The following is a 12,553-nucleotide window of genomic DNA, read 5'->3' on the forward strand; positions in this document are numbered from 1 at the left end:
TTTTCGAGGCCGGCCACTGGTGACATGCCGCTGTGCGCCGGCATGATTTGCAACGCACGGATGGGCCATCGGTTCCGGTAGTTGGAGCGAGGCGGCAATTCGATGTGCAAAGCCAAACTAGGTCCGCACGATGAGCGGCACCAATCCCTCGTGCCGGTCGGCGAGATAGGCGACGACCCTGTCGCCGACGCGCTGAAATGTCAGATCCACCGCCCTTGCGCCAACGCCCAGATGCCTCAGCGTGAGCATGTCGATACCAATCGGCAGCCTAGGCCGAGTGACGTGGATTTCGCCCTTCCAGCCGTCGATCTCCAGGCCGAGACAGGCCTGCATCAGCATGAAGGCAGACCCGGCCGACCACGCCTGCGGCAAGCAGGCGACGGGATAGGCGATCGGCGCTTCGCCCGGCGCGCGGGTAAAACCGCAGAACAGTTCGGGCAACCGCATGTTGAAATGGACCGCCGATTCGAAGGTGCTGCTCATCAGCCGGACCACGCTTTCACGCTCGCCAAAGCGTGCCAGACCGGCGCCGCACATGGCGGTGTCATGTGGCCAGATCGAACCGTTGTGGTACGACATCGGGTTGAAGAACACAGCATCGTCGGCGAGCGTCCTCAGCCCCCAACCCGAATGGAAGGGCGCCGAAAGCAGCTGGTCGGCGACCATCTGCGCCCGCATCGGCTCGGGGAGCCCGACATAGAGAAGATGCCCGACATTAGACGTCCGCACCTTGCAGGGCTCGCCAGCGCCGTCGATCGCCAAGGCATAGAAGCCGAGATCGTCCAGCCAGAAATGGCGTTCCACGGAGGTGCGCATCGCCTCGGCGCGGCTGTCCCAATGATCGGCCCTGTCGTCCTCGCCGCGGCGACGGGCGAGCGCCGCCAGCCCCCGGAACGCGGCGAAGACATAACCTTGCACCTCCACTAGGGCGATCGGGCCCTTGGGTATTCGACCGTCTGCATGGAAGACGGAATCGATACTGTCCTTCCATCCCTGGTTGGTGAGGCCGGACGCGGCGGCACGCTGATAGGTAACGAAGCCGGTCGGCCGGCTTGCGTCCTCGGTCCATTCAGCCGCCGCGCAGAGCGACGGCCACAGGCTGTCGACAAACGCCATGTCTCCGGTGCGGTCCGCATAGGCGCAGGCGAGATGGATGTAGAGCGGCGTCGTGTCGACACCGCCATAGTAGCGGCCGAAGGGGAGTTCCCTCAGCGCCGCCATTTCACCTTTGCGGGTCTCGTGCATGATCTTGCCCGGCTGCGAATCGCTGAACGGCGATGTCTCCGTCGCCTGGTGCTGAGCAAGGAAGGCCAGCACACCCCGCGCCAAGCCCGGGTTAAGCCAAAGCATCTGCAGCGCGGAGATCACGCCGTCGCGGCCGAACGCCGTCGAAAACCAAGGAATGCCCGCATAGGGGTAGGGTCCGGTCGTAAGCTCGGTGGTCAGCAGCGCCACATCTGCGCGAGCGCGCGCGACCCAATCGTTGAAGACGCGCCCGGAACTATGCACCGTGGCACCATGGCGGCGCTTGGCCCGCATGCCGAAGCGAGCCCGCGCCGCGGCGGCGCGGTAGCGATCGCGGTTCGGCGTTTCCGCGACCTCGGGACCAACCTCGACATACAGCACCTTGCTGCTGCGCCTCGTCACGGCAATCAGGAAATCCGCACGGTCGGCCGCCAGATGGTCCGGCGCCTGCGAGAACGATATCGCCGACATCCGCGCCAGCCCGTCCAATCCGTCGTAGCGAAGCAGGACGGAGGTCGCATCCGTCTCGGCAGCATGGGCCATACCGCGCTTTAGCCTTGTCGAGCCGCGCACTTCGAACATGTCGCGGAAATCGGCGGCAAAGTGCAGCGAAACGCGGATGGTGGAGTGTTCCTGGCTGTAATTGGAAAGGGTGATGCGTTCAAACAGCCGGTCCTGCCAAAGCAGGCGGACACGTTCGATATGGATCGCGCCCTGCGGAATGTCTCGGCCGCGGACGCTCTGCATCGGCAGATTGGTCAGGTTGGAGGTGAAGAGCACATTGTCCTGACTGAGCGACGCGCCGAGCAGCGACGTTTGCCGGCCGCCGACTGTCAGCCGGAATTCGGAAAGCACTCGCGTGTCGTCACGGAAGAAACCGTCGCCGGCGCCGCGGATATCGCCGTAAGCGTCGGCCACGGCAAAACAATCGCCTTGCTTGAGGGCGAACAGCCGGTGCGGCTCCCGCGGTGCGGTGGCGTCCAGGGAGGCAAGTGCCACCGCGGGATCAAGCTTGCGCTCGTCGAGTTGGGTCATTCGCTATACATCTCTCTCGTTCGCTCTGCGCCCCCGAGGTAACGCCGCTTACGACGCCCTTGCTTCGGCCGAGGCACCGATCAGGCGCGCATAGGCGGAAACATAGTCGCGGGTCATTCTTTTAGCGGAAAACCGCCTTTCGAAGACAGCCCGCACCTCCCGCCTGTCGAGCCGCAGCATGCCGGGCACAGACGCGACCGCGTCCTCCATGGAATCCACGATAAAACCGGTCACGCCCTGATCGACGATCTCCGGCATGGCGCCGCAGTTCCAGGCGATCACCGGAGTGCCGCAGGCCATCGCCTCTATGACGGCGAGACCGAACGGCTCGGGCCAGTCGATCGGGAATATGAGGCCTGCTGCCTTGCCCAGGAACTCCGCCTTCTTGTCCTCCTCGATCTCGCCGACATAGTCGACACGGTCACCGTCGACCAGCGGCTCGACCATCTTGCGGAAATAGGCGCGGTCGTCATCGCCGACCTTTGCCGCAAGCTTCAGTTTCAGCCCCGAGCGCAGCGCGACCTCGATGGCACGATCCGGACGTTTGTCGCGCGACATCCGGCCAAGGAAGGCGAGGTACGGCTTCCCTGGGCTCGTTTCGAAAACCGGTTTGTAGATCTCGGTCGGCAGCCCGTGGTGGATCGTCGCCAACCAGTTCGCGTTGGCGAGCCCCGTTCTTTGGCCACGGGAAACGGAGATCATCGGAAAGCGTGGAAAACGTTCATAGGCCGGCGCCAGATCGACATAGTCGAGCCTGCCATGCGGCGTCGTCACCGTCCGCTCGGGCATGTGCTCGAAGAAGGAAAAGTGCAGAAAATGGCTGAGGTGGAAGTGAATGATATCAAACTCTTGAGCTTGTTTCCTCACCTTGGAAAGCATCGAAAGATGCGCGGCTGTCTCGGATTTCAGCGGGCGCGGGTCAAGACGCAGCGCTCGCTCGCGACACGGTACCAATTTTGCCGACGTCCTTGTATCGCCACTGGCGAACAAGGTTACGTCATGGCCAAGCTCGACCAATCCTTCGGTCAGATAGGAGACAATGCGCTCCGTACCTCCATAGAGCCGAGGCGGCACGGATTCATGGAGCGGCGCCACATGGGCTATTCTCATAGTCTGGCGTTTCCCTCAAAGATCATCGCTGAAGTCGAAATGCATCAGCCCCCGAACGTTCCCGCAACGGCAAGAAGTCGGGCGATGACTGGCGATTCACTCAGCTGGTCCGCAGCCATTTATCAAGGCCGTGGGCATTTTTGCCGGGAACCAATTGGCTGGCCGTGAATTTAACTAGGTTCGATCGAACGCATCGCGATCGACCGGGAGGAACAAATGGATCGCCTACAATTCTTTTCGCCTGTGCGGATTTCGCACGGGCAGGGACAGCCTGTGGAGGACATTGAGGGCGTTAATGAAGCGATGGCGTTTTTGCGGAAATGGCCGAGAGGACGGCGCGGGCCGGTGTATCAATGCGCGCTGAACTGCTGCGCTGCGGCTCTGGCAGGTCAGATGTCTGCCGAGGAAGCAAGAAAGGCTTTTGCGGGCTTTGCCCGGATCACCCGGTTGCTGGATGACGACATGACGCTGCCGATAGGCAGCGAAAAGATGGACAGCGTATACTCGCCGAGGCGATAGACGCCCGCCCACTTTTCTTCGATCTAGCGCTGTGTCGGAGCCGGCGTTCCTGTCGGGACGCTATATCCACCTTCTAAATCGAATGCCGGCTTCATCGAATTCGCGCACCATTTGAGCTTCCAGGGCGCGCTTCTCCCGTCTCGCGGGATTCCTCAGTTTAAGAGAGTGGAATTCCACATAGGCGGCATATAGATCACGATGGGTCCCAGCCCTGATCAAATCATCAAGAATTTCGTACTCTGCCCCTTCGACGTCGAGCTTGAGAACGATCACATCATACAGCTTACGCTTTGTCCGGATCATCTGTGAGAGCGAAAACGTTTCGACGAGGTCCGGCGCAAATCGCTGCGATTGATACAGGCTTCCGTTGTGGTCCAAGACTAGCGAGCAACTTTGGTGGGTGGCCTCCGACCGTTCTGGAGGGGGGCCAAACAATTCAGCGTAGCCATCTTTCACGCTTGCCGCCTTTGCGACAATCTCCATAGTCAAATTTTCTGCGCGCAAAGCATTAAGCTGAGCAAGGCAATTCTTGTTGGGTTCGATCAAAATGTAATCGTATCTATCGGGCGTGTAGTATGCAGAAAAGTATCTAAACCCTTGGCCTATATTTGAGCCGCAATCGATAAACAATCCGCGACTTCGCTTTGTCAAATTGAGATGGGACAATGCCTGCCTTGCATCAGACGCAACGCGAGGGCGAAGCCCTTGCGATCTAAGCGGCTCGGTCAGCGACAGGGCCGACAACTGGAGGAGTCGACCAGGTCCCTCGGTTCGTAAGACCTCTAAGGATTGCTTGATCTTTCCCATGACCCCTCATTGCCAATAGCACTGCCGGCTCCGTTGCGGCCTAGCATCCTCAGTTTTTAAGAACCCGCTTGCTGCTTTGCCCGCGGAACTGACGTCTACCGGACTCTCTCCAAGCTCAGACACGCATCGCCTTGTGCGGGAGAAGGGCAGGTCCACTCATCTTCAATTTCTAGCCATTGAGATATGAACTCTCATCCTACGAATGAATGACAGGCCATACACGTTTCGCCGAAACACTGCGCAACGAAACCAGCGCGGTTCCTTTGGCCTGCTGCTGGTTCAGGGGAACCGGCACTTTAAGCTAATCTTGCCGTTTCCTGGAGCTCCACGGGCTGAGGGTAGCCTGCTTTGCAAGACATGAGGGGAATCGACTATGCCGAAATGGCCTAGAATGGTTTTGGGGACGGTCCGCGCCAGAGCATCCACGCTCGCCAAAGAGACAGGCTTCAGGTGCAGTTTGTCCACCTGTCTCTGTTGGCGACCGCTGGCCCTCGCGCGATCTCGTTTCCCGCCAGCTCTTCAGGTCACAAAGAATGCGCCTGCCGTAACCGAGAGACCTGGAGAAAGGGTGGCGAACTGTGTTTGAGCTGCGCCGCCGATGCCGTCGCTGTCGAAGGAGAGCGCTCCAGTTGAACTGTTGTAGATAATATGGTCGGAGCTATCATGCGCAGCCGCACCCGCAAAGAAAGCGGCGGATGTGAGCGCGCCCGCGCTCAGCCCGGCAAAGATGGCGTTGTCGATGTGGATCTTGTCCTGGGACGGATTGAAGTCGGTAATCCTGTCGACATTGCCGTCACCAAGGGCGCTATTGAAGACGAAAATGTCATTGCCGCCAAAGCCGCTCAACTTGTCGGCACCGCCGCCGCCGTTGATGACGTTGGCGCCGGCATTGCCCTGGATGGTTTGGGCCAACTCGTTGCCGGTCAGGTTGATTGCCGTGGTACCGGCGTCGTTCGTGGTGCCGAGGACTTCAATCGACGAGCCGGCTGAGAGCGCGTAGTCCACAGCGGTCCACACCCTGTCTTGACCCTGGCCAGCGGACTCGATCACCCTGTCGCCGGCATGGTCGACATAGAAATCGTCGTTGCCGCCAAAGCCGCTCATCTTATCGACACCGCCGCCGCCGTTGATGACGTTGGCGCCGGCATTGGCCTGGATGGTCTGGGCCAATTCGTTGCCGGTGAGGTTGATCGCCGTGGTACCGGCGTCCTTCGTGGTGCCAAGGACTTCAATCGACGAGCCGGCTGAGAGCGCATAGTCCACAGCGGTCCACACCCTGTCTTGACCTTGGCCAGAGGACTCGACCACCTTATCGCCGGCACTGTCGAGATAGTAATCATCATTGCCGCCATGGCCGGCCATTGTGTGGGCACCGGTTGCCCGAAGAACATCGGCTCCGCTGGTGCCGTCGAGTTTATCGGTAGTCGGAGGTTGGGTGTCGGTAGGAGGTGGGGTGTCGGTAGGAGGCGGGGTGTCGGTAGGAGGCGGGGTGTCGGTAGGAGGCGGGGTGTCGGTTGGAGGCGGGGTGTCGGTTGGAGGCGGGGTCGTCGTGCTGGTGTTGTGCTGCAGGAAAAAGGATTGCATTGACGAAGTGTTGCCAAGCGAGGTTTCGCCGTTCTGCGAGGCCCATTTATAGGCCATGTCAAAGGCAGGATTGGGAACCAGCCTTTCCCAGTGGTCCATCATGGTCTGCATCTGAGACGTCGTGGGCATGACATACGACCCGCCCGTATTGGTCGCCCAGCCGCCGCCGCCAAACGCCTGATAGACCGGAATGATCGCGCTCTGCGGGATGCCTGCTTCCAACGCCGCAGCCACGGCTCTATCAATGTAGTTGAAGTCCACCGCAGTTGTGCGCACCGGATAAGGGTTTATTCCATAATAATCGATGCCAGTGTTGGCAGGATTGTAGGTATTGGAATAGTCCGAATCTGCGAACGACCCCATGTCCATCAGGGTGATAAAAGTCTTGGCGCCCGGAAAATGGGAATGGATCCAGTCGGATTCCGCCTTCAGGTTGGCAGCGCTCACCTGGGTATGGTATCTGCCGGTGGGATCAGGCTCATCAGTCAGGAAAAATCCAAGAACCTTCGGATTGCCGATGAGAGGCGTTACCTTGTCGATAAAGGACTGGGTTACCCCGTTGCTCTCGCCGAGCCAGATCAGGGCCTTCGAGCCATCCGGCAACGCGTTGACCGATGACGCGTATTGAAGATCAACCAGGTTGAAACCAGCGGCCTTGGCCTGGGCCGCTGAGGCGCCCCAAGTGTAGTGCATTGTGGCCATGCGAATATCCTCGTCTGATTCGATAGCCCCCGTTCCCCTGCCTACTCGACGGCCCATATTAGCGCCTAATCAATTAGCGACATGCCATTGATAGAATCATTGATCTTCGACGGAGCTGTCATGTGATTTGACTGACGGTCCGCGCCAGAGCATTCACGCTCGCCAAAGAGACAGGCTTCAAGGTGCAGTTTGTCCACCTGTCTCTGTAGGCGACCGCGGGCCCTGGCGCGGTCTCGTTTGCCGCTAGCTCCTTCAGGTCACAAAGAATGAGGCTGCGTTAAGCGACAGATCGGGTGAGAGAGTGGCGAACTGTGTTTGAGACGCACCGCCGATCCCGTCACTGTCGAAGGAGAGCGCTCCAGTCGAACTGTTGTAGATGATGTGGTCGGCGCTATCATCCGCGGCGCTACCCGCAAAGAAAGCGTCGGATGTGAGCGTGCCCAACTTGAGCCCGGCAAAAATCGCGTCGTCGAGGTGGATCTTGTTCTGGGACGGATTGAAGTCGGTAATCCTGTCGACATTGCCGTCACCAAGGGCGCTATTGAAGACAAAAATGTCGTTGCCGCCAAAGCCGCTCAACTTATCGGCACCGCCGCCGCCGTTGATGACGTTGGCGCCGGCATTGCCCTGGATGGTTTGGGCCAATTCGTTGCCGGTCAGGTTGATTGCCGTGGTGCCGGCGTCCTTCGTGGTGCCGAGGACTTCAATCGAAGAGCCGGCTGAGAGCACATAGCTCACAGAGGTCCACACCCTGTCTTGACCTTGGCCAGAGGACTCGACCACCTCGTCGCCGGCATTGTCGGCATAGTAATCGTCGTTGCCGCCAAAGCCGTTCAACTTGTCAGCACCGCCGCCGCCATTGATGACGTTGGCGCCGGCATTGCCCTGGATGGTTTGGGCCAATTCGTTGCCGGTGAGGTTGATCGCCGTGGTGCCGGCGTCCTCAGTGGTGCCAAGGACTTCAATCGACGAGCCGGCTGAGAGCGCATAGTCCACAGCGGTCCACACCCTGTCTTGACCTTGGCCAGCGGACTCGATCACCCTATCGCCGGCATTGTCGACATAGTAATCGTCGTTGCCGCCATCAGGCACGGGAGTAGGAGTAGGCGTAGCAAGGTCGGGCACGGGCGTAGGCGTAGCAACGTCAGGCACGGGCGTAGGCGTAGCGACGTCAGGCACGGGGGTAGGCGGAGCAACGTCAGGCACGGTGGTAGGCGTAGCAAGGTTGTGTTCCCGGAAAACAGCCTGCAGCTCCGGTGAGCTCTCAAGCGCGGTATCGCCTTCCTGTGAACCCCAGGCGTAGGCAAAGTCAAAGGCAGGATTGGGAACCAGCTGTTCCCAGTGGTCCATCATGGTCTCCAACTGATCCGTCGTCGGCATGACATATTTGCCGCCCGTGTTGGTCGTATAATTGCCGCCGCCAAAGGTCTGGTAGACCGGAACGATCGCGCTGGTCGGGATGCCCGACTCCACCGCTGCAGCCACGGTTCTGTCGATCATGTCGTAATCGACCGTTTCTGTGCCGGTGCGCACTGGGTACGGGTCTATTCCGAACAGATCGATATGCGTGTTGTCATAGTTGTAGGTGTTGGAAAAATCCGGATCGGCGGCAGACCCCATGTCCATCGCGGTGATGAAGGTCTTGGCTTCTGGCATACGAGAGTGGATCCAGTCGGATTCGGCTTTCAGATCCTCAGCGTCTACCTGTGTGTGGTATTGGCCGGTGGGATCCGGCTCGTCGACGAGAAAAAACCCAAATACCTTCGGATTGCCAAGGAAGGGGGTGACTTTGTCGATAAAGGACTGAGTTACGCCCTCGCCCTCGTTGAGCCAGACCAAGCCCTTCGTGCCATCCGGCAGCTCGTTGACCTGATCAACGTATTGAACGTCAACCAGATTGAAGCCGGCGCTTGCGACTTCGGTGGCGGATCCACCCGCTGCAAAATGAAGTGCCATTTATATTCCTTTTTCTTAGCGCCCCGCGGTGCCTGCCTACTAGACGGCGTATATTAGCAACAAATCAAATACCCGCACCCTTCTGATAGATTCGTTGATCGCCGACAGGATTGCCGCACGGAAGCGAAAATTCTACTTATGACAACCGACCGGTTCGAGATCAAAAAAAGCGTTTTTTCATCGCAGTCTCTAAACGCCTATTAAGATAAATTATATTTTCAGCGAATCGATCTTGGTAACTATTTATATGAACTTGCCTTCAAAAATACTTTGCTATGAGTGGCTTGGTTTTTAATATGATTTGGACGGCGCCGAAGCTGGTAGGTTATGATGGTGCCTTGGCGGTGCTGACCCCGCTGAAGTGGCGTGGCAAAAATCGGATTTTTGATTGCCGACAACTAGAGGCCATAAATAGAACGGCAGGCAGAATAGCTCTTCTGCACAATATGCGCACTTGCCTGCGAGCAAATCCGATCACGTTAAGCTAGGTTCTGGGCCGGGCCATGTCCTCTGCTGTCGCAACCAAATTTGTTGTGGACACAGTGGGCGGGTGCTCGCTTACAACCGATAAAACTAAGGTTGCCGACATCGGAGTAGTCGAGTTTGGCTTAGCTGCCAGTCGCGGGAAGGCAGCCAAGACGGATGTGACTGAGATGCGGCTCAACCAGCATACCTAGGCACCGGCCCAGACGGAGGTCTAACAACCGACGGCTGTCGGAAGCGCAGTATTCGGTTGCCCGCCCATGGGCGAATGTGCCCGCAGGATTCCTCAACTTCCACGCGTAAATGACCCCGCCACCCCCTCATTGCGCAGGAGGATATGCGCGTCAAGACGGCCCGCCATACGGCCTCGGTACCACACCTGTGCAGGTCCTTGGTGCGGATTGTCGCGCCAAGCCGGGAGACCTAACGGCCTGAAGCTCGCAACACCTTGATCCAAATGCGGTTTGCCTCATTCAAACAGACGAGGACAGTAGGCAAGCCTGCCCTTACCGTGACTTGGCATCTTACGCGCAGAAGAAGCGAAACCAAGATCATGAAGGCAGAAGCAAAAGCCGGCCACTTCCCGCGATTGGGAGACGGCGCATGGTCGGGAGAGGCAGGATGAACCCGCATCTCATGTGCGTGGGAGGCGAGGATCACGCCTTAAGAATTCCGTTCCTGATGTCGCTGCGCGAAAGGGGTTTTCGGGTCACTGCCGTCTCCAGTGGTGCTGAAGCCGCGTTTTTGCGACATGGCATTCCGCATCGCAGCTATGGTTTCGACCGATTTGCCAGCAGTAGCGGGGGATGGGGGGCCATCAGAGCGATTCGAAAATTAATGTCGGAACTACGACCGGACATTGTCCAAAGTTTCGACACCAAGCCGAACCTGCTGACGCCGCTTGCGGCGCGCGGGAAGGTTCCAGTGATCCGCACGATCAATGGTCTGGGCTGGACATTCTCGTCGCTGGAGCCACGGGCTCTGGCCCTACGTCCAATCTTTTGCGGACTGCAATGGCTCTCGTCCTTCTGGACGGCTGCGACGGTCTTCCAAAATCAGGACGATCAGGCTTTCTTTGAGCGCTACCGACTAATCCGACGCGGCAGCGGGCGGCTGATCCGCAGTTCTGGAATCGACGTCGATGCGTTCGCCATGGCAAGGCACCTTGCCCCGTCGGCGATGAAAATGCGCGAAGAGTTTGGGCTCCAGTCCGCCGAAGTCGTAATTTTCGTTGGCCGGCTGACCCGCCAGAAGGGCATCCCGACACTCCTCAAAGCAGTTCCACGCATCCTGTCAAAAAGGCCTGATGCACGTTTCGTGCTTGTCGGCCCATGGGAATCTGAGGGGCCCTTTGCCGTCGATAAATCGGATATCGATCAATATGCACCCCATGTCATAGCCTTGGGTCCACGACGCGATGTTCCAGCCCTTCTTGGCATGGCCGATCTGTTCGCCTTTCCGACGCAATATCGGGAAGGGATTCCGCGCGTCTTGCTCGAGGCAGGACTGGCGGGATTGCCTATCGTCGCCTCAAGGATGCCTGGCTGCAATGACGTGGTTGAGGACGGATGGAACGGCTATCTCGTCCCACCGCACGATGCTGATGGGCTTGCGTCTCGAATAATAGACATCTTGTCCGACCGCGGCCGTGGAAAGGTCATGGGCGGTCGTTCCGTCGAACTGGTCCGGGAGCAGTTCGCGCTGCCGCGGGTGGTCGATCAGTATTGCGATCTGTACAAAAATGTCCTTAGCGCCGAATCCCACGGCGGTCTTGCTCGACCGGCGTCCCCGGTCTTGCTCAAAGAAAATGCCGCAAACCGCGAATTGGGTGGAGCGCCCCGATGATCCGGAGCGCGTTGCTGGCCGCCGGCATTTCGATGGGCTATGCGGCGCAGATCAGTGTTCCGGGACTGCACCTCGGATATACCGAATTGTTCCTATCGCTCTGGATCATGCTGTCGATCGGGCGCGTAGTCGTTGGTGGTCGCCTGGAGGCGACGCCGGCCCTGTTCCGTCTTGTGACCTTCTGGCTGATCATGACGTTTGCTCAGGGGGTCGGGGCCCTTGTCGGTTTGCTGACCACGACGGTTCTGGACCTCTCGGGGCCGATTCACGACACAATGGCCTACCTGCTGTTGGCCAGCGTCACCTGCCTGGCCGCTGCGGAGCCCGACGCTGGTCGCCATCTGCGCCGCACTGCCTGGTGGGCGATCGGGATAGTGAGTGCATGCTTTACCTTTCAGCTGGCACTTGGGTGGGGTTGGATCCACCAATCCGGTGTCAATCCCTGGTTCTGGGATCGCTTCACCGGCTGGTCCGAGAATCCGAACCAACTCGCGATCTATTGTGCACTTTTTGGCCCCCTGGCCTTACATCTTGCGACGACCACAAGCAGTCCATGGGGAAGGTTGTTTGGGTTCAGCAGCCTTGTACTGACCGTCTATGTCGGAAGGCTGACAAGGAGTGATGCGTATCTTCTTACAAGCGTCCTGACCTGCCTGATATTTCTAGGGCTGCGGGTTCGGACATGGCTCACGACCGGTGCCAAGGTCGGCGTTTCCCGGCAAGTCGCCGTGCTCTTGATGATCGGCTTCCTCCCCCTGGCGATGTCGATGACGCCTTACGTGCTCAAGGACATGAGCAGCGTCGAAAATTTCGCCAAGAGCCTCAGCAAGGGGGGGGGCGGCGAGGAGACCGCCTCAACCGCTACACTTCGCGTCAGGCTCTGGGGTGATGCAGTCTACAAGGGCGTGACGTCAGCGTCACTTGGCCTCGGTCCCGGCCCGCATGTGGCCCGCCCCTCCGTCTACTATCGGCAGTTTCTGCCCGAACCTTTCGAGGCCCACAACACGGTACTCGATCTGTACACTCAAGGTGGTCTGATTGCGATCCTGGCCCTGTTTTGGATCGTCGGCTCGGCCGCCATGTCAGCATGGCGTGCGAAGCTCGACGCGCTTTTTGCGCTGGTGGTGGCGATCATGATTTACGGGTTTCCGCACCTGATCATCCGCCACCCGATCGTTTGGTTTGGGCTGACCCTCTGTCTCGTTGCCGGAACGCCGCGAGCAGCTTCGGTATCTTCTAGAAAAACATCCACGGACTTGGGGTGACG

Annotated in this window: 8 protein-coding genes; 3 read left to right on the forward strand and 5 right to left on the reverse strand. The window is 59.0% G+C overall.

All coding sequences use genetic code 11. The annotated features are described in order from the left end of the window. Nucleotides 1-117 precede the first annotated feature (117 nt). Both EJ075_RS27660 and EJ075_RS27665 read right to left on the reverse strand, forming a co-directional pair. Nucleotides 118-2,280 (reverse strand): amylo-alpha-1,6-glucosidase, encoded by a 2,163-nt coding sequence (locus tag EJ075_RS27660; RefSeq protein WP_126106503.1) that lies wholly within the window; start codon nt 2,278-2,280, stop codon nt 118-120. A 48-nt stretch (nt 2,281-2,328) separates the two neighbouring features. Then, the gene (locus EJ075_RS27665) at nt 2,329-3,390 is read right to left on the reverse strand and encodes a glycosyltransferase family 4 protein (RefSeq protein WP_126106504.1); all 1,062 of its coding nucleotides are present in this window, start codon (nt 3,388-3,390) and stop codon (nt 2,329-2,331) included. Nucleotides 3,391-3,606: 216 nt separating this feature from the next. Between EJ075_RS27665 and EJ075_RS27670 the strand changes: the two genes are divergently transcribed. Beyond that, nucleotides 3,607-3,909 (forward strand): DUF982 domain-containing protein, encoded by a 303-nt coding sequence (locus EJ075_RS27670; protein WP_095485216.1) that lies wholly within the window; start codon nt 3,607-3,609, stop codon nt 3,907-3,909. A 60-nt stretch (nt 3,910-3,969) separates the two neighbouring features. On the opposite strand, the gene EJ075_RS27675 is transcribed toward EJ075_RS27670, so the two are convergent. From EJ075_RS27675 to EJ075_RS27685, 3 genes are all read right to left on the reverse strand, one after another. Next, on the reverse strand, nt 3,970-4,716 hold the full coding sequence (locus EJ075_RS27675) for an FkbM family methyltransferase (protein WP_126106505.1): 747 nt from the start codon (nt 4,714-4,716) through the stop codon (nt 3,970-3,972). A gap of 519 nt (nt 4,717-5,235) precedes the next feature. Continuing rightward, nucleotides 5,236-7,002 (reverse strand): calcium-binding protein, encoded by a 1,767-nt coding sequence (locus EJ075_RS27680; RefSeq protein WP_126106506.1) that lies wholly within the window; start codon nt 7,000-7,002, stop codon nt 5,236-5,238. A 252-nt stretch (nt 7,003-7,254) separates the two neighbouring features. After that, nucleotides 7,255-8,958, reverse strand: a complete 1,704-nt coding sequence (locus tag EJ075_RS27685; protein ID WP_126106507.1) for a calcium-binding protein — start codon at nt 8,956-8,958, stop codon at nt 7,255-7,257. A 1,104-nt stretch (nt 8,959-10,062) separates the two neighbouring features. Between EJ075_RS27685 and EJ075_RS27690 the strand changes: the two genes are divergently transcribed. Together EJ075_RS27690 and EJ075_RS27695 are read left to right on the forward strand one after the other, a co-directional pair. Further along, on the forward strand, nt 10,063-11,286 hold the full coding sequence (locus EJ075_RS27690) for a glycosyltransferase family 4 protein (RefSeq protein ID WP_095485555.1): 1,224 nt from the start codon (nt 10,063-10,065) through the stop codon (nt 11,284-11,286). Beyond that, the gene (locus EJ075_RS27695) at nt 11,283-12,551 is read left to right on the forward strand and encodes an O-antigen ligase family protein (protein ID WP_126106508.1); all 1,269 of its coding nucleotides are present in this window, start codon (nt 11,283-11,285) and stop codon (nt 12,549-12,551) included. The genes EJ075_RS27690 and EJ075_RS27695 overlap by 4 nt, the downstream gene beginning before the upstream one ends. The last annotated feature ends 2 nt before the right edge of the window (nt 12,552-12,553 follow it).

Origin of the sequence: Mesorhizobium sp. M6A.T.Cr.TU.016.01.1.1 (assembly GCF_003952585.1) — a bacterium.
In the GTDB taxonomy this organism is placed as follows: Bacteria; Pseudomonadota; Alphaproteobacteria; order Rhizobiales; family Rhizobiaceae; genus Mesorhizobium; species Mesorhizobium mediterraneum.

What these genes read in the sequence shown, in the direction of transcription:
- EJ075_RS27660 (WP_126106503.1), bottom strand. Translation starts at nt 2,280, where the DNA reads ATGACCCAACTCGACGAGCGCAAGCTTGATCCCGCGGTGGCACTTGCC.
- EJ075_RS27665 (WP_126106504.1), bottom strand. Translation starts at nt 3,390, where the DNA reads ATGAGAATAGCCCATGTGGCGCCGCTCCATGAATCCGTGCCGCCTCGG.
- EJ075_RS27670 (WP_095485216.1), top strand. Translation starts at nt 3,607, where the DNA reads ATGGATCGCCTACAATTCTTTTCGCCTGTGCGGATTTCGCACGGGCAG.
- EJ075_RS27675 (WP_126106505.1), bottom strand. Translation starts at nt 4,716, where the DNA reads ATGGGAAAGATCAAGCAATCCTTAGAGGTCTTACGAACCGAGGGACCT.
- EJ075_RS27680 (WP_126106506.1), bottom strand. Translation starts at nt 7,002, where the DNA reads ATGGCCACAATGCACTACACTTGGGGCGCCTCAGCGGCCCAGGCCAAG.
- EJ075_RS27685 (WP_126106507.1), bottom strand. Translation starts at nt 8,958, where the DNA reads ATGGCACTTCATTTTGCAGCGGGTGGATCCGCCACCGAAGTCGCAAGC.
- EJ075_RS27690 (WP_095485555.1), top strand. Translation starts at nt 10,063, where the DNA reads ATGAACCCGCATCTCATGTGCGTGGGAGGCGAGGATCACGCCTTAAGA.
- EJ075_RS27695 (WP_126106508.1), top strand. Translation starts at nt 11,283, where the DNA reads ATGATCCGGAGCGCGTTGCTGGCCGCCGGCATTTCGATGGGCTATGCG.